This is a genomic window from Rhodopseudomonas boonkerdii (genome assembly GCF_021184025.1).
In the GTDB taxonomy this organism is placed as follows: Bacteria; Pseudomonadota; Alphaproteobacteria; order Rhizobiales; family Xanthobacteraceae; genus Tardiphaga; species Tardiphaga boonkerdii.
On sequence record NZ_CP036537.1, the window covers coordinates 3,312,554 to 3,339,221 of the forward strand.

General features: G+C 62.2%; 18 protein-coding genes and 1 pseudogene. 9 read left to right on the forward strand and 10 right to left on the reverse strand.

Annotated features, from left to right (window positions below):
- Window positions 1-5: 5 nt before the first annotated feature.
- The 3 genes from sufC to E0H22_RS15155 all read right to left on the reverse strand — a co-directional run bounded on the left by sufC (window position 6) and on the right by E0H22_RS15155 (window position 3,650).
- Window positions 6-764: a Fe-S cluster assembly ATPase SufC gene (gene sufC, locus E0H22_RS15145; RefSeq protein WP_233021838.1), complete on the reverse strand. Its 759-nt coding sequence runs from the start codon at window positions 762-764 to the stop codon at window positions 6-8.
- Between the two features lie 122 nt (window positions 765-886).
- Window positions 887-2,380: a Fe-S cluster assembly protein SufB gene (gene sufB / locus E0H22_RS15150; protein WP_233021839.1), complete on the reverse strand. Its 1,494-nt coding sequence runs from the start codon at window positions 2,378-2,380 to the stop codon at window positions 887-889.
- A gap of 103 nt (window positions 2,381-2,483) precedes the next feature.
- Entirely contained in the window at window positions 2,484-3,650 is a 1,167-nt protein-coding gene (locus E0H22_RS15155; protein WP_233021840.1) for a cysteine desulfurase family protein, read from the reverse strand.
- A 243-nt stretch (window positions 3,651-3,893) separates the two neighbouring features.
- Here E0H22_RS15155 and E0H22_RS15160 point away from each other — a divergent pair, with 243 nt between their 5' ends.
- A complete protein-coding gene (locus E0H22_RS15160; RefSeq protein WP_233021841.1) occupies window positions 3,894-4,541 on the forward strand; it encodes an alpha/beta hydrolase in 648 nt (215 codons plus the stop codon).
- An 83-nt stretch (window positions 4,542-4,624) separates the two neighbouring features.
- On the opposite strand, the gene E0H22_RS15165 is transcribed toward E0H22_RS15160, so the two are convergent.
- Window positions 4,625-6,160: a porin gene (locus E0H22_RS15165; protein WP_233021842.1), complete on the reverse strand. Its 1,536-nt coding sequence runs from the start codon at window positions 6,158-6,160 to the stop codon at window positions 4,625-4,627.
- A gap of 299 nt (window positions 6,161-6,459) precedes the next feature.
- Window positions 6,460-7,590 (reverse strand): anhydro-N-acetylmuramic acid kinase, encoded by a 1,131-nt coding sequence (locus tag E0H22_RS15170; protein WP_233021843.1) that lies wholly within the window; start codon window positions 7,588-7,590, stop codon window positions 6,460-6,462.
- A gap of 131 nt (window positions 7,591-7,721) precedes the next feature.
- On the opposite strand from E0H22_RS15170, the gene tyrS reads away from it, so the two are divergent.
- From tyrS to E0H22_RS15185, 3 genes are all read left to right on the forward strand, one after another.
- The gene (gene tyrS / locus E0H22_RS15175) at window positions 7,722-8,975 is read left to right on the forward strand and encodes a tyrosine--tRNA ligase (protein ID WP_233021844.1); all 1,254 of its coding nucleotides are present in this window, start codon (window positions 7,722-7,724) and stop codon (window positions 8,973-8,975) included.
- An 84-nt stretch (window positions 8,976-9,059) separates the two neighbouring features.
- The gene (locus tag E0H22_RS15180; RefSeq protein ID WP_233021845.1) at window positions 9,060-10,277 is read left to right on the forward strand and encodes an MFS transporter; all 1,218 of its coding nucleotides are present in this window, start codon (window positions 9,060-9,062) and stop codon (window positions 10,275-10,277) included.
- 102 nt (window positions 10,278-10,379) lie between these two features.
- Complete coding sequence (locus tag E0H22_RS15185; protein ID WP_233021846.1) at window positions 10,380-12,074, forward strand: methyl-accepting chemotaxis protein; 1,695 nt, start codon at window positions 10,380-10,382, stop codon at window positions 12,072-12,074.
- Window positions 12,075-12,175: 101 nt separating this feature from the next.
- Here the strand turns inward: E0H22_RS15185 and E0H22_RS15190 are convergent, their stop codons facing one another.
- Both E0H22_RS15190 and E0H22_RS15195 read right to left on the reverse strand, forming a co-directional pair.
- Window positions 12,176-12,946 carry an SDR family NAD(P)-dependent oxidoreductase gene (locus E0H22_RS15190; protein ID WP_233021847.1) on the reverse strand — a complete coding sequence of 257 codons (771 nt, stop codon included), beginning with the start codon at window positions 12,944-12,946 and terminating at the stop codon, window positions 12,176-12,178.
- 96 nt (window positions 12,947-13,042) lie between these two features.
- The gene (locus E0H22_RS15195) at window positions 13,043-14,266 is read right to left on the reverse strand and encodes an ABC transporter substrate-binding protein (protein ID WP_233021848.1); all 1,224 of its coding nucleotides are present in this window, start codon (window positions 14,264-14,266) and stop codon (window positions 13,043-13,045) included.
- A 219-nt stretch (window positions 14,267-14,485) separates the two neighbouring features.
- On the opposite strand from E0H22_RS15195, the gene E0H22_RS15200 reads away from it, so the two are divergent.
- The gene (locus tag E0H22_RS15200) at window positions 14,486-15,229 is read left to right on the forward strand and encodes an IclR family transcriptional regulator (RefSeq protein ID WP_233021849.1); all 744 of its coding nucleotides are present in this window, start codon (window positions 14,486-14,488) and stop codon (window positions 15,227-15,229) included.
- A 22-nt stretch (window positions 15,230-15,251) separates the two neighbouring features.
- Here the strand turns inward: E0H22_RS15200 and E0H22_RS15205 are convergent, their stop codons facing one another.
- Complete coding sequence (locus E0H22_RS15205; RefSeq protein WP_233021850.1) at window positions 15,252-18,863, reverse strand: YhdP family protein; 3,612 nt, start codon at window positions 18,861-18,863, stop codon at window positions 15,252-15,254.
- 588 nt (window positions 18,864-19,451) lie between these two features.
- On the opposite strand from E0H22_RS15205, the pseudogene E0H22_RS15210 reads away from it, so the two are divergent.
- The 3 genes and pseudogenes from E0H22_RS15210 to E0H22_RS15220 form a co-directional block, all read left to right on the forward strand.
- Window positions 19,452-19,913 (forward strand): annotated as a pseudogene (locus E0H22_RS15210) (peroxiredoxin); the annotation flags it as partial.
- 111 nt (window positions 19,914-20,024) lie between these two features.
- A complete protein-coding gene (locus tag E0H22_RS15215; protein ID WP_233021851.1) occupies window positions 20,025-21,398 on the forward strand; it encodes a M23 family metallopeptidase in 1,374 nt (457 codons plus the stop codon).
- Window positions 21,399-21,556: 158 nt separating this feature from the next.
- On the forward strand, window positions 21,557-23,629 hold the full coding sequence (locus E0H22_RS15220) for a carbamoyltransferase C-terminal domain-containing protein (protein WP_233021852.1): 2,073 nt from the start codon (window positions 21,557-21,559) through the stop codon (window positions 23,627-23,629).
- A gap of 102 nt (window positions 23,630-23,731) precedes the next feature.
- Here the strand turns inward: E0H22_RS15220 and E0H22_RS15225 are convergent, their stop codons facing one another.
- Together E0H22_RS15225 and E0H22_RS15230 are read right to left on the reverse strand one after the other, a co-directional pair.
- Entirely contained in the window at window positions 23,732-24,712 is a 981-nt protein-coding gene (locus tag E0H22_RS15225) for a Bug family tripartite tricarboxylate transporter substrate binding protein (RefSeq protein ID WP_233021853.1), read from the reverse strand.
- A gap of 151 nt (window positions 24,713-24,863) precedes the next feature.
- A complete protein-coding gene (locus E0H22_RS15230; protein ID WP_233021854.1) occupies window positions 24,864-25,733 on the reverse strand; it encodes a fumarylacetoacetate hydrolase family protein in 870 nt (289 codons plus the stop codon).
- A gap of 261 nt (window positions 25,734-25,994) precedes the next feature.
- Here E0H22_RS15230 and E0H22_RS15235 point away from each other — a divergent pair, with 261 nt between their 5' ends.
- Window positions 25,995-26,618, forward strand: coding sequence for a helix-turn-helix domain-containing protein (locus E0H22_RS15235; RefSeq protein WP_233021855.1), 624 nt, complete (start codon window positions 25,995-25,997; stop codon window positions 26,616-26,618).
- The last annotated feature ends 50 nt before the right edge of the window (window positions 26,619-26,668 follow it).

A 26,668-nucleotide genomic window follows, 5' to 3' on the forward strand; every position in this document is an offset into this window, starting at 1 on the left:
CTCACTCAGGCAGCAGCGTCTTCATACTGCGCATAACCCGAAGCTTCGAGCTCCAGCGCCAGTTCCTTGCCGCCGGATTTCACCACGCGGCCCTTGGACATCACATGCACGTGGTCCGGCACGATGTAGTTCAGCAGGCGCTGATAGTGGGTGATGACCACCATGGCGCGATCCGACGAGCGCAGCGCGTTGACGCCTTCCGAGGCGATGCGCAGCGCGTCGATGTCGAGGCCCGAATCCATTTCGTCAAGGATGCAGAGGCTCGGCTGGAACAGCGCCATCTGCAGCACCTCGTTGCGCTTCTTCTCGCCACCGGAGAAGCCCACATTGACGCCGCGGCGGAGCATGTCCTGCGGGATGTTCAGCGAGGCGGCGACTTCGCGCACCTTCTTCAGGAAGTCCGGCGTCGAGAACTCGTCCTCGCCGCGCGCCTTGCGCTGTGCGTTCAGGGCGGTGCGCAGGAAGGTCATGGTGGCGACGCCGGGGATTTCCACCGGATACTGGAACGCCAGGAATACGCCCTTGGCGGCGCGCTCGTCCGGCTCCATCTCGAGCAGGTCTTCGCCCTTGAACAGGATCTCGCCGCCGGTGACTTCATAGCCCGGCTTGCCGGCGATGACATGGCTGAGGGTCGACTTGCCCGAGCCGTTCGGGCCCATGATGGCATGCACCTCGCCGGCATTCACGGTCATGGTGAGCCCATGGAGAATCTCGCGATCCTCGACACGGACTTGCAGGTTCTTCACTTCGAGCAGAGCGGGCATTTTCGTTTTCCTTGTGTACTGGCTCTCGTCCTGAGGAGCGCGCTCTTGCGCGCGTCTCGAAGGACGGACCGAAACAGTGTCTTCCAGCTCATCCTTCATCAGGATGAGGACCTGTGCGTGACTTAACCGACGCTGCCTTCGAGCGAGATCGAGATCAGCTTCTGCGCTTCGACCGCGAACTCCATCGGCAGCTGCTGCAGCACGTCCTTGACGAAGCCGTTGACCACGAGGCCGACGGCCTCTTCCTGGCTCAGGCCGCGCTGGATGCAGTAGAACAGCACATCTTCCGAGATCTTCGAGGTGGTCGCTTCGTGCTCGAACAGCGCCGACGAGTTCTTCGCCTCGATGTAAGGCACCGTATGCGCGCCGCACTGGTCGCCGATCAGGAGCGAGTCACAGGCCGTGAAGTTACGGGCGTTCTTCGCCTTGCGGTTCGCCGTGACGAGGCCGCGATAGGTGTTCTGCGACTTGCCGGCCGCGATACCCTTGGAAATGATCCGGCTCGTGGTGTTGTTGCCGAGATGGATCATCTTGGTGCCGCTATCGACCTGCTGATAGCCGTTCGAAATCGCGATCGAATAGAACTCGCCGCGGGAGTTGTCACCGCGGAGAATGCAGCTCGGATACTTCCAGGTGATGGCCGAACCGGTCTCGACCTGGGTCCAGGAGATCTTCGAATTGTCGCCGCGGCAGTCGCCACGCTTGGTGACGAAATTGTAGATGCCGCCCTTGCCTTCCGAATTGCCCGGATACCAGTTCTGCACCGTCGAATACTTGATTTCGGCATCGTCGAGCGCGACGAGTTCGACCACGGCGGCGTGGAGCTGGTTCTCGTCGCGCTGCGGCGCCGTGCAGCCTTCGAGATAGGAGACGTAGGAGCCCTTGTCGGCGATGATCAGCGTGCGCTCGAACTGGCCGGTGTTGCGCTCGTTGATGCGGAAATAGGTCGACAGCTCCATCGGGCACTTCACGCCCGGCGGGATGTAGACGAAGGAGCCGTCGGAGAACACGGCCGAATTCAGCGTGGCGTAGAAGTTATCCGAGGTCGGGACCACCGAGCCGAGATATTTCTGCACGAGTTCGGGATGTTCGCGGATGGCTTCCGAGATCGGCATGAAGATCACGCCGGCCTTCTTCAGCTCGGCCTGGAACGTGGTTGCGACCGAGACCGAGTCGAACACGGCGTCGACGGCGATCTTGCGCTTGCCCTCATCCTGCTCGCCCGGCTGCGGCTCGACGCCTTCCAGCATCGCAACTTCACGCAGCGGAATGCCGAGCTTCTCATAGGTCTTCAGGATTTCCGGATCGATCTCGTCCAGCGACGCGATCGACTTCTTCTTCGGCGCTGCGTAGTAGTGAATGTCCTGGAAGTCGATCTTCGGATATTCCACGCGCGCCCAGGTGGGCTCTTCCATGGTCAGCCAGCGGCGATAGGCCTCCAGGCGCCATTCCAGCATCCACGCGGGCTCATTCTTCTTCGCGGAAATATAACGGACGATGTCTTCGCTCAGCCCCTTCGGAGCGAGCTCGGATTCGATGTTGGTCTCGAACCCATAACGATATTGATCGACATCGATGAGGCGGACCTGATCGATCGTCTCTTGTACGGCAGCCATTCAATCCTCCGCTCGCGGTTTCAAGGACCACGGTGGACATACCCAAACCAAATTCAGAACTTGCGGGGGTCTTTACGACGTTCCGGCGGGAAAATCACCAGCCTTAGAACCGTTCAACCTCTGTTTCGTCGCTCTGCTTAATTAATGATCCCGCGAGCTTTTTCCAAGCCTGTAGGCACCGATCAATGTCCGCTTCCGTGGTCGACCAGCCCAGGCTGATGCGAATCGCGCTGCGGGTTAGTTCCGGCCCGAAACCCATCGCCTCGACAACATGGGACGGCTGAACCTTACCAGAAGAACAGGCGGACCCTGACGATACCGCGATACCTTCGAGATCAAATCCAATGACGGCGGTCTCCGCGCGCAAACCGGGAGCGCCGAACAGGACGGTGTTTGGCAGGCGCGGGGCATCCTCCGCGAACACAATGACGTCATTGTGCTGCCGCAAGCCGGCCTCAAGGATTCTGCGCAATTCATCGACTTTCGCCATCTCTGGCAAGCCGGAGAGGGCCGCCCTGGCGGCGGCTCCGAAACCGCTGATTCCGATGACATTTTCGGTCCCGGCCCGGCGCGACAGCTCCTGCCCGCCGCCGCGCAGCAGCGGCTGTGGACCGGTCAGACCGTCGCCGATCACCAGCGCCCCGACACCCTTGGGACCGCCGATCTTGTGCGCCGAAATCGACAGAAGATCGGCCCGCAATTCATTGATATCGATTGGAATTTTTCCAAACGCCTGCACAGCGTCCACATGCAGCAAGCCGCCGGCGTCATGCACAATTTCAGCAATCCCGCCAATCGGCTGCAGCGCTCCGGTCTCATTATTCGCCGCCATCACCGACACCAGCGCCGGCCGTCCTCCCGCCAGCAACGTCCGCAAGCGGTCGGGATCGACGATCCCGTTCCGATCAACCGCCAAAACCGTCACCGCCTCCGGAGAAAATCGTCCTGCGGCCATCACGGACGGGTGCTCCACGGCGGATACGATCAACCTTTCCGCCGGCACGCCACCCTTACGGGTCGCACCGGGCGCCAGTGCCTGCACATTGGCTTCAGTTCCACCGGAGGTGAACACGACCTGCCGCGCCTCGGCACCCACCGCTGCGGCGACGGCCGCGCGGGCATCCTCCACGAGCCGCCGCGCCTGACGGCCTTCCGCATGCACCGAGGACGGGTTCCCGACCGCATCCATCGCAGCCAGCATCGCCGCCCGTGCCTCATCGCGCAGCGGAGTGGTGGCGTTCCAGTCGAGATAAACACGCGGCCGCGCCAATCCTGATCTCCTTCAATCCCAATCGCGTCTCTTAGACCAAGTTGGAGGCGAATGCGCGTCCGGACCTACCTCGAACCGTTCAATATGCTTGCTTTTTGCCCCTGCGCTTGTGGTAGAACGCGGCCTCCACTCCACCCGGCGCCGCCTCCGGCGGTGTCGATCGCCCGTCTCAAGGGGCGCGAGAGCTAGCGCCACGCCACAGCGAGGCCAGCCGACCGCGCCGGGAACGGGACAAGGATCACAATGCCCGAAGTTATTTTCGCAGGCCCCGCCGGCCGTATCGAAGGCCGCTACCACCCTGCCAAGCAGAAGAATGCGCCGATCGCGATGGTGCTGCATCCGCACCCGCAATTCGCGGGCACGATGAACCACCAGATCGTCTATCAGTGCTATTATGCGTTCGTGCATCGCGGCTTCTCGGTGCTGCGTTTCAACTTCCGCGGCGTCGGACGCAGCCAGGGCTCGTTCGACCACGGAACGGGCGAGCTCTCGGACGCCGCAGCGGCACTCGACTGGGCACAGTCAATCAATCCCGAGGCACGCGCCTGCTGGGTCGCCGGCTTTTCCTTCGGCGCCTGGATCGGCATGCAGCTTCTGATGCGCCGTCCGGAAGTCGAAGGCTTCATTTCGATCGCGCCGCCGGCCAATCTCTATGACTTCTCGTTCCTTGCGCCCTGCCCGTCTTCTGGCCTGATCGTACACGGCGACAAGGACGCCGTGGTGCCTGCCAAGGACGTCAACACGCTGGTCGAGAAGCTGAAGACGCAGAAGGGCATCGTGATCGACCAGCAGGTCATTCCCGGCGCCAACCACTTCTTCGACAACAAGCTCGAGCCGCTGATGGAATCGGTGACCAGCTATCTCGACATGCGCCTAGCCAATGTGAGGTAAACATAGGGGCGGATGAGCCGAAGGCGTAACCCGCTCTACAGAAAAAGCCCTCGGCCTTTCAGCCGGGGGCTTTTTTGTTTCAATCAGAACGACCGCAGGATCTGCACCGAACCGTTGTACAGGTTCTGGTCCTTGATCTCGTAAGCCTGCCCCGCCGGCTTGCCGCTGACATTACCCGTATAGATGCCACCGAGATTCTGATCGAGGCGCGTATAGGTGAACTCGGCCGACAGGGTCAGGTTCTTCACCGGCGTCCACGCGGTCCGCGTGCCGATCTGGGCGATGGCGAAATCGAAATTGTTCGTGGTGCCAGAAATGCTGCCCGCATTCGTGCCCGTCGGCGCGGCCGCAGTACTTGTGCCGAGCCGCCCGCCGCCCAGCCCCGGCCCGAATGCCGTCGCGAGCAGCGCATTGCCGCCGTCCCCGTAGGAGATGTGGCTGTAGTTGCCGAACAGCGACGTACGCCACGCCGTGTTCCAGTAGTGCTCGTAGAAGGCGCTGACCTGCCAGGTCTCGGCCTGCTGGATCTGGCCATTGGTGCCGAACACACCATCGAGCAGATAGCCGAAGCCGACGGTGTTGCCGTCGAACTTGGCAAAACGACCGCCGCCCTGCGTGTCGAGCGTGCCGCCACCGAAGACATACTTCGTCGCGCCTTTGCCGTAAGAGGTTTCGATCTTCAGGCTGTCGCTGGCGCCAGTCGGCAGGTTCTTGAACTCGACGGCACCCGTGACGGCGAAGCCGTACGAATCGTCAGCATGACCCGTCGCTTCGGTCGCCCCATAGAAGCCCGGCGTAATCGCATGCATGGCTGCGCCGAAATGCAGCGAGCCCCACTTCTGATCGAGACGCACATTGCCGACGATATCGGGAATGTGGTTGCCGCCATAGGAGTTGCCGAGGAAGGTGTAGGACGACACGCCATAGAGCTGATTGCCGAACTGGCCGGCGCCGGGCGCGACGATGAAATTCGCCGTGTTGTAGAGACCGGCATTGCGATAGGGCGAGGCATTTTCGAGCGAGATCGACGCCGACACACCATTGCCGAATTCAGCCATATAGGCGATCTGCGGCAGGCCGGTGGTGTTGTTCGAGCCGGCCAGGAAGCCGGACGAAATATAGGGCTTGGTCAGCGCCCATTGCGGATCGAATTGCGACACCGCCTTGCCGAAGGTGAAGCCTGCGAACTGAATGAAAGCGAGATCGACCTCGGTGAAGCCGCCGGCGATGCTGTCGCGGTCCTGGGTAAAATCGAGCTGGAAATTGGCATAGGTACGGACCGTGCCGTACTCCGTGGCAGTGCGCGTATCCGTAGTCAGATTCACGCGCTCGCGGGTGAGGTAGTAGTTCTTGGTCCAGAGATTGTTGCCGCCGGCGCCGCCCTGCCAGAACGGCGCGTCATAAGGGCCGCCGTTGATCGTCGTATCGATACGGATCGCGCCGCCGATCTTGATGCAGGTGTCGGTGCCTGGAATGTAGTAGAAGCCTGCGCCATAGAGCGAGCAGACTTTCACATACTCGACGGCCTTGGCCTTGACCGGAAGATCCGCCGCCTGCGCTCCGCCGGTTGCCATCAGGACCGCCGCCGAGCCTAGAATTGCCTGCTTGATCGTCGTCATGATGCTCCCCCCGCGGCAGACCGAACGCAGAGACATTCCGCGATCGGCATCGCATCTATTCAGGCCGGTCGTCGCGGCCGCTCGGCGTCAATCTGTTGGCGACGGCCGTGCGGCACAATGGCCGCGGTCGATTGACGCACCATCATTTGCAGCCTGTGTGTTTTGGGCAACAGAACATGAATCCTAACGGCAGCAAGTTACCGACACGAGAATTCATGACCTGATCACGGTCGGGTGTTGGCGGCGAGAGCCCTCGGCACTGCAGAGGCTGGAATAGCAAGCTGCCACGAATCGCGATGCTAGTGCTGCGATCTGCCTGCGCGCACGCCACCTGTCAGCGCAGCAGCGACGCCTGTCGTGCCCGGAAACGTCAGCGGCAATCCCTTCGCACTCCTGACTGCGAGAAAAGCGAAAGCCTGCGCCTCCATGGCGTCGGCAGACCAGCCGAGCGCATCAGCGCTTTCGACCGATGCAGGCGCGACGCGGGCGCGCAGCATCGCCAGCAAGGTCGGATTTCGCGCGCCGCCTCCGGCTACGATGAAGGCACGCGGCGGTGCCGGCAGCAGCGTGGCTATCGCTGCGATGCTCGCAGCGGTGAAGGCAGTGAGTGTCGCGGCGCCATCGGCCGGCGACTTACCTTCCACCGTCAGCGCAGCGAAGTGGTTGCGATCCAGCGACTTCGGCGGCGCCGCGCTGAAGAACGGATTCTGTAGCGCGCGTGCCACCCAGGCTTCGTCCACCTGGCCCTGCGCAGCCAGCGCACCGTCGGCATCGAAAGGCTGCCCGGTGCTCCGGGCCACAAAATCATCGAGCAGCGCATTGCCGGGGCCGGTGTCGCAGGCGATCAGCACGTCGTCACCGTCGATATAAGTGATGTTTGACACGCCGCCGACGTTGACGACGACCAGCGGACCACTGCGCTCCAAACCGCGCGCCAGTGCGCGGTGATAGACCGGCACCAGCGGGGCACCCTGCCCGCCAGCGGCGACATCCGCCGCCCGCATGTCGTAGACGACGGGAAGGTCGAGGCGGGCGGACAGCTCCTCGCCGTCACCGATCTGCACTGTCAGGCGGTCCGCGGGTCGATGTAAAACAGTCTGACCGTGGAAGCCGACAAGATCGACGGTTTCGTGTGCTATCTGGTGCGCGGACAAGAAGGCCTCGACAGCGTCAGCATGGATCGCCGTGACGATCCGCTCGGCCTCGGCGAGAACACCGGGCCGGGCATTGCGATCAGCTAGACCGACTGCATCGGTCAGCGCCTGCCGCAGCAATGCTCGCTCAGCGTCGCCATATGGCCGATAAAAAGAAGGGCCAAAAGCCATGACCCCCTCACCGTCGGTCTCGATCATGGCGACATCGACCCCGTCCAACGAGGTTCCGCTCATCAGCCCGATCGCCCGCAACACCTCGGTCACGTCAGCTCCCATGAATTTCGGTCCAAACTTGTGCCGAACCGCCCAATCTTATACCAAACGGCACCCTGGCGCGGTCCAGCCGTGGCCAGTATGCCGCCGATCTGTTGAGGCGGCGTAAACCTTCAGATCCGAGTCCTGCACCGATGACCACCTACAAGTCCGATTTCCTCAACGTGCTGCACGACCGTGGCCTGATCCATCAGGTTTCCGATGCCGCCGCGCTGGATGCCGCCTGCTGCAAGGGACCGGTCACGGCTTATGTGGGCTATGACGCGACGGCCACGAGCCTGCATATCGGCAATCTGATCTCGGTGACCATGCTGTATTGGTTCCAGCAGACCGGACATCGCCCGATCACGCTGATGGGCGGCGGCACCTCGATGGTTGGCGATCCCTCGTTCCGCGATGACCAGCGCCAGCTGCTGACGGTCGAAAAGATCGCGGAGAACATCGAAGGTATCAAAAAGATTTTTGGCAAGATCCTGCGCTATGGCGATGGCCCGACCGATGCGCTGATGGTCAACAATGCCGACTGGCTGCTGAAGCTGAACTATGTCGAATTTCTGCGCGATGTCGGCCGGCATTTCTCGGTCAACCGCATGCTGTCCTTCGACAGCGTAAAGCTGCGCCTCGACCGCGACCAGTCGCTGTCGTTCCTCGAATTCAACTACATGATCATGCAGGGCTACGACTTCGTCGAACTCAACCGCCGATACGGCACGCTGCTGCAGATGGGCGGCTCAGACCAGTGGGGCAACATCATCAATGGCGTCGATCTCAGCCATCGCATGGGCGGTCCGCAGCTCTATGCCCTGACGACGCCGCTGCTGACGAAGTCGTCCGGCGAGAAGATGGGTAAGTCGGCCTCCGGCGCGGTCTGGCTCAATGGCGACTTATTCAGCCCCTATGACTTCTGGCAATACTTCCGCAACACTGAGGATGCCGATGTCGGGCGATTCCTGAAGGTGTTCACGCGCCTGCCGCTGGACGAGATCGCACGACTTGCAGCGCTAGGCGGCGCGGAGATCAACGAAGCAAAGAAGATCCTCGCGACCGAAGCCACCGCCGTCGTTCACGGCCGCGATGCAGCAGAGGCTGCCGCCGAGACGGCGCGAAAGACCTTCGAGGAAGGCGCACTGGCCGAGAGCCTTCCGACCGTCAATATTCCACGCGCCGAACTGGATGCCGGCATCGGCGTCCTGGCGGCTTTCGTCAATGCCGGCTTCGTTGCCTCGAATGGCGAAGCACGCCGCCAGATCAAGGGTGGCGGACTGCGCGTCAACGACGTGGCGGTCAATGACGAGAAGATGCTGCTGACCCCGGATCAGCTGACGCCGGAAGGCGTCATCAAGCTCTCGCTCGGCAAGAAGCGGCACATCCTCCTCAAGCCTGCATAGCCGCATTCATCCAGCGCACTTGTCCACGGCGAGCGAAGCGCGTCCCATGGCGCCATCGCAATCGCCACGGAAGAAGAGCGCTCGATGGATCTGAAGTCGTCCCAACGGATCGGGCTCTTTGTCCTTGGCCTCTGCTTCACACTCTCGCTGTTCGGTCGCGGGCTACAAGAGAGCTTTACGGTCTTTCTGCTGCCGGTATCGCAATCATTTGGCTGGGACCGTGGCGAAGTCGTTTCGATCTATTCGCTGACGGCACTCTGCGTCGGACTTTCCTCGCCACTGGTCGGACGCCTATTCGACAAATACGGTCCACGCACGGTCTTCCTCACCGGCCTCGCCGTGCTCGGATGCTCCCTGCTCGCCGCAGCTCACTCCCGGCAGCTCTGGCAATTCCAGCTCACGATGGGGCTCTGCTTCGGCTTCGCTGTGGCCTGCATCGGCAATGTCCCGAACGCACTGATGCTGGGGCGCTGGTTCGGCAAACGCCTGCCGACGGCCATGTCCGTCGTCTATTCGGCGACCGGTGCCGGCGTTCTCCTCATGCTGCCGCTCGCCCAACTGCTGATCGACCATCTCGAATGGCGCGGCGCCTATCGGATATTCGGCTTCACTGCGCTCGCCTTGATGCTGCCGTTGCTCCTCCTCCCCTGGCGCAAGTTCAGCGCTGGCTCCCCCCATCTCGAAAAGCCGAAGGGCGGCGACGACCTGATCGACGAAGGATGGACGCTCGCGTCTGCCATGCGCCACCACGCCTTCTGGGCGCTGTTTGGCACTTTCTTCTTCACCGCGATCGGCATGTACGCCATCACGCCGCAAGTGGTGGCCTATCTCATCGATGCCGGCTTTCCTCCACTGCAGGCGGCGACGGCCTGGGGTTTCAGCGGCGTCGCATTGCTGGTCGGCATGCTCGGAATCAGCTGGCTCGATGGCGTGATCGGCCGCCGTCCTTCGATCCTGTTCAGTTACTCTTGCTCGCTGCTTGGGATCGCGATGCTATGGCTGTTGCAGTGGTATCCCAACTACGTCCTGCTCACCGGTTTCGTCATCTGTTTCGGCAGCATGGTCGGATCGCGCGGACCTTTGCTTTCCGCCACGGCCATGAAGATCTTTCGCGGCAAACGCGTCGGAACGATTTATGGTGCAATCACCTTCGGCAGCGGCCTCGGCGCAGCGCTGGGCTCGTGGAGCGGCGGCCTGCTGCATGACTGGACCCAGAGCTACAACTCGCTGCTGGCCTTCGCGCTGATCAGCGTGGTGCTCGGCATGATCCCTTTTCTGGTTGTGCCCGCACTGCGCAGTTGACGCCTATCGTTCGCCGCGCGAACAAGTTGAACTTCTCACCATTCACGATTGATAAGCGACTCGCTGGTAGGAAAGTACGAGTCCTGCCCATTCGAGGTCGCCATGAGTTTGCTCAGCCGCTTCACGATCCGCACTAAGCTCACCAGTATGGTGCTCGTCTCTGCCACATCGATCTGCGCCGTCATCGCCGTGGCCGCATCGCTCAGTCAGAAGCGCATGCAGCAGGATCGTATGGAGCAACTCCACACCGCGACCGATCTGATGCTGGGCATGGCCGAGAGTCTGCAGGAAGAAGTCGCCGCCGGGAAACTCAGCCTCGCCGACGCACAAATGCAGTTCCGTATGCGCGCCCGAACCATGACCTTCGGCAACAAGCAGGGCTACCTCGTCGCCTATCGTCCCGACGGGGTCATTCTGGTCAATGCCGGCAATCCCAAGCTCGAAGACAAAAATACGGGCGCCAAGGATTCCAACGGCGTGTTGATCTCCAAGGCGATCATCGATGCCGGCCGCCAGACCCCGATGGGCGGCATGACCTACTATCTCTATCCGCGCCCCGGCCAGACCGAGCCCACCGCCAAGATGGTCTACGCCCGTCATTTCGCGCCGTGGGATGTCACTGTGAGCACCGGGCTCTATGTGGACGATCTCGATGCCGACGTGAATGCGCTGCTGGTGCGTCTCGGCTCGCTCGGCGCCGCTGTGCTCGGCGTCATGGCTCTTTTGTCCTGGCTGATCGCCAGCGACATTCTCGGTGCGCTGCGCCGCCTGCAGGCCCGGATGCATGAGATCGCCAATGGCGCCCTCGACCAGAGCGTGGCGGAAATCGACCGCGGCGACGAAATCGGCCGCATGGCCGAGACGCTGGAAATGCTGCGCCAAACCTCGCTCACCGCGCGCACGCTGCAGGCCGAGCAGGCCGCGCTCGAACAGCGCAGCGAAACCGAGAAACGCGAGGCGCTGATCGCGCTCGCAGACCGCTTCGATGCCTCGGTCGGCCAGCTCGTTGGCCTGATGGCCTCGGGCTCGACCGAACTGGAAGCTACCGCGCAATCGATGTCCGGCACCGCCGCCCGCACCAACGATCAGGCCAACGTGGTCTCAACCGCCGCCAATCAGGCCAGCAGCCGCGTCCAGACTGTCGCGGCGGCAGCGGAGGAATTATCGTCGTCGATCTCCGAGATCGCCCGGCAAATGGCACAGTCGGCCAAGATCACCACTCACGCGGTGGAGAACGCCCGTCGCACCGACGCCATCGTGCGTGCGCTGGCCGACGGCGCGCAGCAGATCGAGGATGTGGTCGAACTCATCTCGACCATCGCCGCACAGACCAACCTGCTGGCGCTGAACGCCACCATCGAAGCAGCCCGCGCCGGCGATGCCGGCAAAGGATTTGCGGTGGTCGCCACCGAGGTGAAGAGCCTCGCCGGCCAGACCGCCAGCGCCACCAAGGAAATCAGCACCCGCATCGCGCAGATCCAGACGGCGACCAAGGAAGCGGTCGACGCCATCCAGAGTATCACCACGACCATCGAGGAAGTCAGCGCCATCGCGACCACGATCGGCTCCGCCATCGAGGAGCAAGGCGCCGCCACCGCCGAGATCGCCCGCAACGTCACCCAGACCGCGCAGGCCACGCAGGCCGTCACCACCAATATCGACGGCGTCACCAATGCCGCTCATGAGACCGGCAACGCGGCGACCATGGTGCTCAGCGCCGCTTCCGGCCTTTCCAAGCAGGCCGTGCAGCTCACCGGCGAAGTGAACACCTTCCTGGCCGGCGTCCGCGCGGCGTGATGTAATAGGCTATAGGGCGGATGAGCCGAAGGCGTCATCCGCCGACCGACATCCTGTAACAAGGAACGGCGGATTACGCTTCGCTCATCCGCCCTGTCACCTCACCTTGCCGTAAAGCCGCCATCCACCGGCAGCGCGACGCCGGTAACGAAGGACGACTCGTCCGACGCCAGCCACAGCGCGGCATTCGCGACATCTTCAGCCTTGCAGAGACGCCCCATCGGCACGGCCGAGAGCAGCTTGGCTTCATTGGCGACCGCTTCCGCGGCGACGCCCGAACGGCCGGTGAAACCAAGCTTCATCGGCGTATCGGCAAGACCCGGACAAATCACATTGACGCGGACCTGATCGGCCGCGAAAGCCTGCGCCAGCGACTTGGTCAGCCCGACGACGGCGAACTTCGCCGCCGAATAGATCGGGCTCATCATCGAACCGACGATGCCCGACACCGACGACGTGAAGATTACCGAGCCCCCGCCACGCTTGCGCATATATTTGATGACCTCGCCAGCGCCGAGCGTGGCGGATGTAACGTTCAGCGACATCGCAAATTCATAGGCCTTGAGGTCCAGATTCTCGACGCCGGCCGGCCCGGGCGTCCCGGCGTGAGCCCAGAGAATGTCAACGCCGCCGAGCGCGGTCGCAGCATCGTTAATCGAGCTCTTCATGTCTTCGGTCTTCGACAGATCGGCCCGGATGGTGATGAGCTCGAAACCCTTGGCCTCCATGTCGGCCTTGAGCTGCGCCAACGCCTCGGTATTGACGTCCACCGCCGCGACTTTTGCTCCTTCCTTGAGGAATGTTTCGACGCCGGCACGTCCCATCCCGGAAGCCGCGGCGGTAACGATGGCGAGTTTGTTGGCGAGACGCATGATGATGTCCTCTTGGTTACAAAGTCGAAGATAAAAAGAAACGCGCAGCGCGGGATTACCGACATCTGCGCGTCTAAGTCTCGGGAGTGAGATCCGTTACTTGATCAGCGGGCAGCCACCGTCCTTGAGCGGACGGAAGGCCGTCTCGGCCGGGATCGTTGCAACGACGTTGTAGTAGTCATAGGGCTTCTTCGACTCCGACGGCTTCTTCACCTGCAGCAGATACATGTCGTGCAGCACACGGCCATCCTCGCGCAGCGTGGTCTTGCCGAACAGCGGATCGTCGAAGGTCCCCATCTCGCGGATCGCCTTGACGACCGCGGCGCCATCCTTCGGCGAACCGACCTTGGCAACGGCCTTCAGATAGGTCAGCGCAGCCGAATAAGCACCAGCCTGGTTCATACTGGGATAGCGACCATTGTTGCGCTTGGCGAAGCGTTCGCCGAATTCGCGGGTCTTGTCGTTGAGATCCCAATAGAAGGCTTCGGTGAGCTGCAGGCCCTGCGCGGTGCTGAGGCCGAGCGAATGCACGTCCGAAATGAACATCAGCATCGCGGCAAGCTTCTGGCCGGCCTGCACGATACCGAATTCCGATGCCTGCTTGATCGCCTTGATGGTGTCGCCGCCAGCATTGGCGAGCGCGATGACGTCGGCCTTCGAGGCCTGCGCCTGCAGCAGATAGGAGGCGAAATCGTTGGAGTCCGTCGGATGCTTGATGGCACCGACCACCTTGCCACCATTGGCGTTGATCACTGCCGTCGCATCGCGCTCCAGCGAGGCGCCGAGCGCGAAGTCCACCGACAGAAAGAACCAGTTTTTGCCACCGGCCTTGGTCATCGCATCGGCGGTGCCGTGCGACAGTGCCCAGGTGTCATAGGTCCAGTGCACCGAATTGGGCGTACAGGCCTTACCGGTGAGATCCGATGTGCCTGACGCGGTGAACAACGCGACCTTGTTGAGCTCAGCCGTCAGCGGCGCGACCGCCAGCGAGGTCGCGCTGGTCGGGATATCCACGAGCACATCGACACCTTCGGTCTCGTACCACTTGCGGGCGATGTTGCGTGCGATGTCCGGCTTGTTCTGCGGATCGCCCTGAACGACCTCGACCTTGAACTTGTCCGCGCCCGGCAGCTTGTTGAAATCCTCGACGGCCATCTTGGTCGCCTCGAACGAGCCCATGCCGCCGATATCCGAGAAGATGCCGGACATGTCTGCGAGGACGCCGAGCTTCACAGGCGTCTGGGCCGAAGCCATCGGCATGGACAACAGGCCAAGCGACAGCGCGAGAGCGGATACGGCGAGCGGTTTGCGAATGGTCATGAATCCTCCCCTGACCCCTTGATCGGCAGCAACGACCCGACGGCACTTCGCTGCACAAAATTCTTGTTTATGAATTCATAAGACCTATACATGAATTAGAAGTCAAGACGCTGCGCAAAAATCCAGATGGCTTCCGAGAGCCATCTGGCGCTACAGAGCCGACCGGAACGCGCTGCGATGCAGCGCCCCGGCTCCGGGGCTTTACAGGGAACGAACGCAATGCTGGTCAGGCAGGCTGCCAACGTTTTGGAATTGATGGAGTATTTTGCCCGTCGCAAACGACCGGCGACACTGGCGGAGATTTCCGACGATCTCGGCTGGCCACGCTCCAGCACGTTCAACCTGGTCGGTACGATCGCCGACAAGGGCTGGCTCTATGAGCCCCGCGCCCGCAACGGCTACTATCCCAGCCCGCGGTGGCTCACCCTCGCCCGCACCGTGGCCGAGGGCGAACCGCTGCCGGAAGCTGCCCATGCACTCGTGCTGGAGATCGCCGACAAGACCGGCGAGACCACTGCCATCGCAGCCCTGGCCGGGACCAGCGCGATCTTCCTCGACGTTGTCGAGTCCTCGCATTCCGTGCGCTACTTCGCCCAGATCGGTGATCGCGTTCCCGTTCATGCAAGTTCGGTCGGCCGCGCCATTCTCGCCCAGCAGTCGCCCGAAGAACGCCGCGCGATCTACCGCAAGATCAAGTTCGAGCCGTTTTCAGACACGACACCGTGCTCCGTCGAAGCCATCGAGACTTCGCTGAACGAGGCCGCCGCCCGCGGCTATCACCAGAGTTCGTCGGAATACATTGCTGATCTTGCCGGCGTCGCCGTGCCGTTGCCGGTCAATCATCGCCGGCTCTCGCTCGTCGTCGCCGGGCCGACATCAAGGTGCCTCAACAGGCGCCCTGAGACGGCAGCAACGATCCTCGCCTGCGTCGAGCGCTTCGAGGCCGAGATGTCACGCAGCTAACCGGCCGCCCATCGTCCGGCGATCAATTGCTATTGTTATTCTGGTTCGGAAACTCGACCTGATTGTTCTGCTTGCCGGTGCTGAAGTCGAAAATCTTGCGGGTAATACCCGGCGCGATGGCGGACAGCGGATTGACGCGCAAGACTGGAGCGCCGGGCGTACCGACGACCTCATAGGTCACGCCAAACAGGCCTTCATTGCTTCCGCCGCCAAGAAACAGGCCGACCACCGGGATCTGACCGAACATGTTGTTGAGACCGTACATGGGCACAAAGGTGCCGCTCATCCGTACCTGATTGGCGTTGTAGTCGATATTGCCTTCGATGGTCGCGCCGACCGACGGCCCCTGCACCAGACCTTCGCGAACTGTCATCAAGTTATTCTGCCGGGTAAATTCCGCGCGCAGGCGTGAAAACGACACGCCGTTGTTCTGGGTACCAGGCGGACCGTTGGAGGCGGCAATGCGCTCGAGCGAAGCCTCTCCCTTTATGGTGAAGTTTCGCACATTGATCAGGCCCTCCTTCGGGCGCGGGTCCGTGGACGGCGCGTCCATCGCCAGAGCGAGCTGGCCACCGATCATCTTCGAATAAGTGTCGGTGGCGCGCAGGAATGCGCCGGCATCGTTAGTCTCGATGAAGATCAGATCGCGGCCGGCGCCCTGCGCCTTTCCGCGCATGTCCCCGGTAAGCGGCGTGTCGCGGCCAAGTTTGCCGGTCAGGGCAAATTTCGAGATGGTGCCGCCCCGGCGCGACACCTTGGCGTCGACGCTGCGTAGCGCCTCACCATAATAGCCAGCCACCACACCGAGCTTGACGTCGATATCGACATCGACCGACTTGGCCTTGCTCTTGGCATCCGGCTCCTTGCCCGACATTGCCCCCTTCAGGAAGCTGCGGCCATCGAACACGTCGCCGCGCATGGTAACCTTGAGAACACCGTCATTGCCACGCTCGGCCTTGATGGACGTCTTGTCGCCTTCGGACGGCGAATATGTCGGGAAGTTGACATTGACGAGATCACCGTTCTGATCGAGCTCGACCGATCCTTTGATCGAGAGGCCGGCGCCATCGACACTGATGTCCTCGAGGCGGGTCGTATCGCCCTTCTTGACCACATTGAACGCAGCCTTCGCCGGCCTGCCCGGCATCTTGGCCCAGCCTGGCAACAGGTTGTCGAGCTTAAGCGGCGTCAGATCGGCTTCGATACTGAACTTGCTGTCGCGATCGCCGCTACCGATCTTGCCTGTCATCTTCAAAGGCACGGCGCCGACGACGGCCGTGCCGAGGTCGATTCCCATCCGTGCGCGGCTGGCATCGTCCAGCGTCGCACTGAGCCGGACATCCGCATCGCCATCGGCCGGCTTGCGATAATCGAGCGATCCGGTCTGGCCGTTGATCTTGATGTCGCCGCGGACCTGATAGCCCTGATTGCTGGCCGCGATCTTCAATGCATTCGCCTCGACCTTCTGGTTCATGACCAGCTTATCGGCCGAAAAATCCTTCAGATCAGCGGTGATGTTGTAGGTCGTATCGGCCTTGGTGAGTTCATGCTGGATGGGCATGCCCATGGCGACCTGCGCCGTCACATTGCCCTTGATGGCACTCGGGTCGAGCAGGTTGCCGGAGGCTTCGCTGAGACGATCGGAGTTCAGCACCTCCACGACGGCCGGCGCCGGCCCATCGAGCTTGAAGCGAATACGCGACGGCGACGGTTTCGGCGCCATATCCGGCACTTCGAACACGATGTCGCTGAGATTGATCTTGCGGCCTGCCGCCGTATCGGCATTGGCCTGGCTGATAGTTACGGTCGCGGTGCGACCGGTGATGCGCGCGCGCAGATCGCCGTCGCGGACCACAGGCAAGCCATCCACCGGACGCAGTGAGACGTCATTGGCGATGATGGCGACGTTCAGGCCGTCATCCGGGATCGGCGGACCGCGGCGTGTCAGGTTCTTGGTCGGCGAATTCACGCCGATCTCGATGCGCTGCAGGGTGCCGGCCTCGACACGCTCGATGACCCACTCCCGCACTTCCGGCACGATCAGGACCGGCCACATGCGCTTGAGCGCCGAGGCGGACATCGGCGTTCCCGCGAAGCCGAGCTTCATGCGCGGCTCGCCCGCATAATCGATGCTGCCGGTACCGGCGACACCAAGTTCACCGTTGCTGATATTGGCCTGGGTCAGAGACACCAGCCGACTATCCGGATCGAATTTGGCACGAATGGAGATGTTGTTGAAGATTAGCGGCGCTTCGCCGGGATTGCTGCCACCGAGCACGATGGTGCCGCCGCTGAGGCCTGCCTGCCATGCGTTGGAGGTACCGTTCGGCGGCTCCACATGAGCCAGCAACGTCACGCGATTGCCACCCGAAATGACCTTGAAAGGCGCCAGCAGCACACGGCGGCCGGAATCCCATTCGAAACTGATCTCGGCGCTATCGATCGGCATCGGATAGTCGGGCGTATCGTTGTCGACGATGTCGCCTGCCCCCGCCGTCAGCCTACCGCGCAGATAGGTCGGCACACCGTCGCGGCCGATTTCACCCCTGAGTTCGCCGGTCAATGGGATGTCGGCGCTATAGGTGAGATCCTTCATCCGCAGCGCGAGCAGAATATTCTTGGTCGAGACCCTGTCCGCCTTGAAATCGACCGAGCGCACGCCATTGCTCGGCACACCGATATTGACACCGAGCGACCACGGCGCCTCGCCGCCCTCGCCGACCGTGAGCGCGACCCCGCCACCACTTGGCCGCCGCAAGCTCAAGGAGATCTTGTTAAACTCCCACTTGTTGCCGCGTTGCTGGTCATCCACGACGAGTCGGCCGTTCTTGAGACCAACCTCGTTGAGATTCTGACCGTCCAGCCCTGACAACGTCAACGTATCCAACCAGTCGAGACCGGCAAGAATGCCTGTCGGCGCCTCGCGCCGATCGCCGCCAATGGCGGGACCGGCCGGCGGCTGTACCTGGACAACCGGAGGCTGCGGTTGCCGGGGGAATGTCAGATCCGGCGGCTTGGCCGGCCCGAGCCACGAGCCCGGTGAGCGCGGCGACGCCACGCCGGTGGCGATCGGCCTCTCATTATTCCCGGTCGAGACCGAAACCTGCCCGTCCGGCGAGATACGCACCGCGAGTGCGACATCGAACAGGTTGAGACTTTCAGCCCGCATCCGCCCCATCAGCATGGCCGCGAAAGAAACCTTCACTTCAGCTTTCGGTGCGCTGGCGATCACGTTGTGATCGTGGTCGCGAACGACGATGTCGCGGATACGCACAGCCATACGGATACGACCCGCACGTTCGATCTGGGTGCCGCCGATCTCGACCTTGTTGCTCTCTCCGATATTGTCCTGGATCGCGTCAGCGAGCCATGGTGTCGCAATGTCGAAGTTGATGGGCCCCGCGCCCAGACGCCACCACAGTACGGCAAAGCAGACGGCGGAGACGATGATCAGGCCGCCGAAGACCGTGACGATGCGCTTGAGCCAGCGACTGCCGGTATAATTTCCACCCAGCGCCCGGAAACGATCGCCAAGCCGATGCCAGCCCGACGATTTCCGCGATAGCAGCTTGCGCGCACGATCATGGCCGGCCACGTAGTGCTGACGATCCCAATCGGAATCGCCGTACTGCATCGACCGGTCATCGGTGCGCGGACGAGGCGCTGCGGGTGGCTTGCTCTTTGCCATATCCTCTAGGTGCCGGGCCTTTCGGTGGGCGCGCTGATTGCGAGACCGATCGCCACCGACAGTTCGCATCGATCTGTGACGAACGCCCAACTGCCGGCAAAACTGCCAATCCCGGATCTGATTTATAGCTCGTCTTGGTCGCTGCAGCGCCGACAGGCGCGGGCAACGTGTATCGTCTCGAATCCTTCAGTCACCATACAGTGAGGTCGGTTGTTTTGCACCGCGCCGCCATATCGACGGCGCCCCGAAGCACCCTCGCAATCCTGTCACAGTGACCGTCCGAAAGCGACGAAAGGAAGGCGTATGTACAAGAAATCGTGCGAGAATCCCTCGAAAGACCAAACAATGGGATGGCCTGCCGCGCACCTGAACTGATGTCCTCGGCCGGCTCTCGCTGCGTCCATCCGCCTCGTCGGGACGGCAGCCCTGGTTTCGGCCATGGAGCCGTTTCCGTACGTCGGATAAGACGTTTCGACGAAATGCCGATAACGAAGGACAGGCTCAATGAAGAAGACGGCGACGACTGCCGAGATCGATTTAATCGAAGGAAAGAAGGCACCTGCCTTCAGATTGCCGCGCGACGGCGGCGGGACGGTATCGCTGTCCGATTACGCCGGCCGCAAAGTCGTAATCTTCTTCTATCCGCGTGCCAGCACTCCCGGCTGCACCAAGGAGGCGATGGACTTCACCCGCCTGGCCGCCGACTTCGCGGCCGCCGATACCGCCGTGCTTGGCGTCTCTGCGGACCCGCTGAAGGCGCAGGAGAAGTTTCGCGATAAATACGAGCTCGGCATGCCGCTGCTTTCGGACGACACGCAAACAATGCTCACCGCCTATCGCGCCTGGGGCGAAAAGAAGCTGTACGGCAAAGTGTTCGAGGGGGTTCTTCGCAGCACGGTGCTGATCGGCAAGGACGGCAAGATCGTCAAGGTCTGGCGCAACGTGAAGGTCGATGGCCATGCAGAGGCGGTGCTGGCCGAAGCGCGGCGGCATTAACCCATATTCAAATTGACGGATGTCATTTAGCTGGAATTAACCATGCCGGGCTCAAATCCCTCCCGTTAGTTGAGCCCGCCGATGAGTCTCCCGGCGGGCCCGGGAGTGCTGATGTCGAACCGCCCTGTCCAATACGCCGAGTACCCTCAGCATCACGCTCACGACCACGGACGCCCCCAACCGCGCCGCGTCACAACCGCTAAGCCGCCAGCCGCCAAATCGGCTGCGACGGCTGTTCGGCAGAGCGACTACACGATCGCGCATCGCGGCAAGCAAGTCCGCATCGGGCCGGTGGTGTTCTGGATCGTGGTCGGTACGGTAACCGTGCTCGGCGCCTGGTCGGCTGCCACCGCCACCTATTTTGCCTTCCGCGACGACGTGCTGACCAAGCTGATCGCGCGTCAGGCCGACATGCAATATGCCTATGAGGATCGCATCGCCGAGCTGCGCGCCAAGATCGATCGCACAACCAGCCGTCAGATGCTGGACCAGGAGCAGTTCGACAAAAAGCTCGAACAGGTGATGCGCCGGCAGAACCAGCTCGAGTCCCGCGCCAGCGCGCTGGGCAATGTTCCCGATCTTTCAGTCACCGGCTCGATCCCGCCGAAGCCTCCCGGTCGCGGCGCATCGCTGGATATGAATTCGATCCCAAAACCCTCGCCGATCAGCGACACCGTCACCTTCGTTGCCCCGCCCGATCGCGAAGCACGGCTGGAGTCGCGCGCGCCTGCTCTGGCAGCGCCGCCGCAGACCCAGGTCGCCAAGCTAGGCGGCGCCGACAATGTGATCGACCGTCTGCAAGCCTCGCTTGATCGTGTTGAAACCCGTCAGCTCGCGGCGCTCTCTTCGGCTGAAGAAGCCATGGATTCCAAAGTCCGCCGCATGCGCGGCGCCATTTCCGATCTCGGTCTCAATATGGCCAAGCTGGAAGCCGCTGCGCCGCGCGGTGGAATGGGCGGACCGTACATTCCGGTCAAACTCTCGGCCAATGCCGATCCGTTCGAACGCCAGCTCTACCGGTTACAGCTCACCCGGGCGCAGATGGACAAGCTGAACCGCACAATGGCGCAGGTACCTTATCGCAAGCCGGTCGTCGGCACGGTCGAATTCAGCTCCGGCTTCGGCGTGCGTACCGATCCGTTCCTCGGTCGCCCGGCAATGCATGCCGGACTCGATTTCCGCGGCTCCACCGGCGATCCGATCCGTGCCACGGCCAATGGCCGCGTGGTCTCCGCCGCCTATTCAGGCGGCTACGGCAAGATGGTCGAGATCGATCACGGCAACGGCCTGTCCACCCGCTACGGCCACATGTCGGTGATCCAGGTCAAGGTGGGCGACAGCATCAAGATCGGTCAGGTTATCGGTCTCGTCGGATCGACCGGCCGCTCCACAGGCCCCCATCTCCATTACGAAACCCGCATCGACGGCGAAGCAGTGGATCCGCAGAAGTTCCTCCGCGCGGGCGTGCGTCTCAGCGCCGGCTGAGACGCCGACAGGCATTGTTGCCCTGCTTACGATGTGATTGAAGCGACGTCGAAATCCATCGAGGTCGCCGCGTGACATCTCCCCGACGCATTGGTCCCCGCTACCCCCGCCTTGGCCGGTTCTGCTTCCGCACCACACGACGGCTGACGACCTGGGTGATGTCCTTGGCGGGCTTTCACGCCAACGACTCTCGTTTCACGCTCCGTCGCATCGACGAACTCCGCGCCAAGCTGGCGCGCGGCGAAACCGTCTATCTCGCTGGCCTCGGGTTGCCGGGCACACACAATTCCGGCGTGGCGCTTATTGAAGTCACCCCGGCTCAAGGCCCGCGCCTGATTGTCAACAATGAAGAAGAGCGCTTTTCCGGCGACAAACACACCACACAATATCCTCGCGCCGCGCTCGATGCGATGCGCGCAACGCTGCGCGCGATGGGGCGAGACGTCATCGACATCGATGCATGGCTGACGAGCTGGGACTATCCCGATCTGCTCGGCACATTGTTACGGAGCATCGTGGAGGAATTTCCCGATGGCCTGAAGCTGCTACGCACGAAGAATTCCGTCAGCTTCGATGCCAAGCGTCTCGAACAGATGACGCGAACACCGAAGCTGCTGCGCAAACAGTTCGACCTGCCAGCGCGCGTGCCGCTGCTGATGATGCCGCATCACGACAATCACGCATGGTTCTCGTTTGCGGCATCGCCATTTCCCGATGATGAACCCGTCGCGGTCGCCGTGCTGGATGGCACCGGCGATCTCGGTTCGGTCTCCACCTATGTGGCCCGGGATGGCGGTATCGCAAAGCTGTATTGCAACGACAGCGTCTTCGACTCCCTCGGCGCCTTCTACAGTGTGATCTCCTCAACCCAGGGCGGCTGGACCTGGCTCTCGAGCGAAGGCCGCTATATGGGCGCCGCCGCCTGGGGCGACATGGATCGCACGAGCAACCCTTATTACGCGCGGCTGCGTGAGGTCCTCGACTTCAGCGCGGATGGCGAGATCCGGCTCAACCGCGCCATGGGCAACTGGTATTGCGACCCGTTCGACAATCCCTACAAGCAACCGCTCATCGACATCCTCGGCGCCCCGCTGAAGCCCGAGCAGCTGTGGAATCCGGACGCCGTACTGCGCGTCGAGGACATTCAGCATCGGCCGGACACCCAGGAGCGCCTCGACAAGGCCGCCGCCACACAACTCGTCTTCGAGGATGCGATGATCCATGTGGTCGCCGGTCTTTTGCGCAGGACGGGTGCGCATCGTCTCGTACTCACCGGCGGCGTCGCGCTCAATGCGCTGGGCAATATGCGGCTTCTCGAACACTTCAACGAGGCATGGTTCGAACGGGAGCAAGGCCGCAAGGTGAATCTGCATCTGTGGATGCCGCCAACCCCCGGCGACCCCGGCGTCACCATCGGCGCCGCATGGATCTTCGCCCATCTGATCGGCGCCCCGCGCGGCGCACCGATGACGCATGCGTTCTATTGCGGCGACGCGCCGGCATCGCAGGAGATCGCGACTGTGCTCGCTGTCGACGACATCAATTCGAAGATCATCGGCGACATTTCAACGCCAGAAGGCCTCGAAGCCATCGCCGATCTGATGGCCTATCTCGTCGCACAGAACGGCATCATCGCAGTGTATCAGGGCGCAGCAGAGACAGGCCCTCGCGCACTCGGTCATCGCTCGATCCTTGCCAATCCATGCGATGCCGGCACCCGCGAACGTCTCAATGAGCGCGTCAAATATCGCGAGGCGATCCGCCCGCTGGCGCCGATGGCAACGCGCGAAGCGGCGCTGGACTACTTCGATCTTTTGGAAGGCGCGTCGGACGCCGATTATAACGCGTACAATTACATGGTGCTGACGGCACAGTCGAAGCCACATGCGCGCGACAAGATACCGTCCGTCATCCATGCCGATGGCACCGGCCGTATCCAGATCGTCCGGGCCGAGGACGATCCGCTCACTCATGCTTATCTGAAAGCGCTTGGCCGCCATATCGGCGTCGAGCTGTCAGTGAACACATCGTTCAATGTCGCCGGCCCGATCGCACAGACGCCGCAGCAGGCCGTCGAGACGCTGCACCGCTCGGCTGGTCTCGACGTGGTGCTGATGGTGGCCAGGGATGGCTCCGTCACCGCCGCCTGGCACGGCGGTGAACGCGACAGTGGCCGGTTTACAGCCCTATATCAGCAATGGCTCACCGTAGGGCGGATGAGCAAAGTGTAATCCGCCGGCCGAGCCGATGTGGCGAAGAAGGCGGATTACGCCTTCCGCCGTCGCTCTTCGAGCTTTGGCGGACAAGTCGGCTCATCCGCCTTACGCCTCTTGTCAGACCTTGCCGATCTTCTTAGCGACGGCGACCAAGCGCTCGCTGTCCTTGGCCACGAAGGCCGCAAACGCTTCCGAGTCCTGATAGGCAGGCATGTTGCCGGCCGCCTCGAAGACCTTGGTCACCTCGGGATCCTTCATCGCATCCCGCATGGTCTCGCGCAGCTTGGCCACGACCGGCGCAGGCATGCCCTTCGGCGCGAACAGACCCGCCCAGATGTAGAACTCAACATCCGAGTAGCCCAGCTCCTTGAACGTCGGCAAATTCGGAAACGCCGCCAGACGCTCGCCGCCGAAATTGGCGAGCACGCGAAGCGTACCAGCATCGACATGCTGCTTGAGCGTGCCTGGCGCTGAGGCGAGCGCCTGGATCTGTCCTCCAATGAGATCGCTGATCGCAGGCGCAGCGCCGCGATAGGGCACGTGAAGCATCTTGATGTCGGCGGCGAGCGCGAACATTTCCATCGAGATGTGCAGCGTACCGAAAGGCCCCGACGAGCCATAGGAGATCGCGCCAGGACGCGCCTTGGCATCGGCAACGAATTCCTGGATCGTCTTCCAGGGGGCGCTGGCCGGCACGGCGAACAGGGTGGGATCGGCAAGCACGCGCGCGACCGGCTGCAACTGATCGACTTCATATGCGACCGGGCGGCCATAGATGCGATCAGACTCCGGCAGCACCGCGAGCGAGGACAGCGTCATCAACAGGGTATGTCCGTCTGGCTGCGCGCGAGCGACAGTGGCATTGCCAAGCGAACCGCCGGCGCCGCTGCGATTGTCGATGATAACAGCCTTGCCGAGCGCTTTCTGCATGTAGGTCGCGACTGGGCGTGCAGCGATGTCGGCCTGCCCGCCTGCCGGAAACGGCACGACCATGCTGATGTTCTTGCTCGGCCACGCTTCCTGCGCATATGCAGTCTGGCCGGTCAGGGCAAGTGTCGACAGACCGCCAAGGCCTGCAAGAAAATCACGGCGTTTCATGGATATCTCCCGTTTATTCGATTCAGCAATGCATCGGATGCGTGCATCAAAGGACACGTCACCCCTATAAGAGGTGGGGTTCTTGAAGCTTGCGGAGCTTTCACACGGGGCCAAGATCGCCCCGTGCGTTCTGATTGCGGTCCTACGACGATCAACCGACCGGATTTTGCAAACGGCCGATGCCGCTCACCTCGATCGCCACCACGTCGCCCTTCTTGAGGAAACGCGGCGGCGTAAAGCCGAGGCCGACGCCGGCCGGTGTGCCCGTCGCGATGACATCGCCTGGTTCCAGCGTGATGCCCGCCGACAGCGTCTCGATCAGTGTCGGGATGTCGAACACGAGATCGGCGACCGAAGCGTTCTGGCGCAGTTCGCCGTTCACGAAGGTCTTGAGATGCATCTTGGTCGGATCGGGCATCGCATCGGCGGTGATGATCGCGGGCCCCATCGGGCAGAAGCCGTCGATACCCTTGCCGATGAACCACTGGCGATGCTGATGCTGCAGCGTGCGCGCCGTCACATCATTGATGATCGTATAGCCGAACACATGCTTGAGTGCGTCCGCTTTCTTGATGCCACGACCACCGCGGCCGATGATCACCGTCAGTTCGCCTTCATAGTCGGTGCTGTCGGTCGTATCGAGATATTGCGGGATCGCAGCGCCCTGGCCGATCACCGTGCTCGACGGCTTGGTGAAGATCACGGGATATTCCGGCACGACTTCCTTGGCCGACGAGTCATAGCCGCTGCCGGCGAATTCCTTGGCATGCTCATGATAATTCTTGCCGACACAGAATACGTTGCGCGCCGGGCGTGGGATCGGCGCGAGCAGTTCCACATTAGCCAGCGGCAGCGCTGCGCCCGCAGCACCAGCGATGCTACCCTTCAGGTCATCGTATTTGGCGATCAGGGAGAGCATGTCCGGCGCGACACTGGCCGGGAGCGGCTGCACCTTGGAGAGCGCCTCGTCCGCGATGCCGACGGTCGGCCGGCCTTCGTGCATGAATGTGACAAGATGCATGGTTTCTCCTGATATCCGCTTCTGAAGCGGCTGATACGCCGCGTCTCCTATAGGTACGACTATCTTCGATGGGAGATTTTCGCAAGCTTCCGGTTCGGAATTTTTCCTCTTTAGTAGACGCGGCTAATCCTTCATTAATGTCTTTCTCGGCCTTAACTTAGCCAACCAATACGACCGTTTTTCTTGCCGCAGGATGTGACATCGCGCAAAACCGCGCCTAAAGTAGAATCAGATTTCAGAACAGGCGGAGCGACATCGAAAATGGCGAAGGCGGCGGCACGGAAGGTCGTACGTGAAGACCCCGTCAGCCGCGCATTCGGCGATCGGGTACGCACGTTGCGTGAAGAAGCAGAACTCACGCTAGAACAACTCTCGAAACAATCCGGTGTCAGCCGCGCAATGCTGTCCAAGGTCGAGCGCGGCGAGAAGAGTCCGACGATCGGCGTCGCCCGGCGCATCGCACTGGCTCTCGACACATCATTCTCGTCTCTCATGGGAGACGATGACGGCCCTCGCCGCGCCTTTGCGATTGTCCGGAAGGACCAGCGGCCGGTGTTCCGCGACGCCGATACCGGCTTCGAGCGCTTTTTGTTGTCACCGGTCATGGCAGGGATGGCCGTCGAGGTCGCGCTCCATCACCTGCCGCCCAAGACATCGACAGGCGAATTACCCGCCTACCCCGTCGGCACGTCGAAGCATGTTCTGGTCGCGCGCGGAAAGGTCACCGTCAAAACCAAAGACACTGAAACGGTGCTCGACGAAGGCGATTCCCTCTATTTCGAGGTGGATGTCGAACACTGGTTCGAGAACCGCACCACGCGGGCCTGCGAATACTATCTCGTGATTTCCGCGCCGCCATCCTTCGGACGACGCGACGGAAAATGAGCTGAGCGGCAGGGCGGACGACGCCTTCGGCTCATCCGCCCTACGACCTC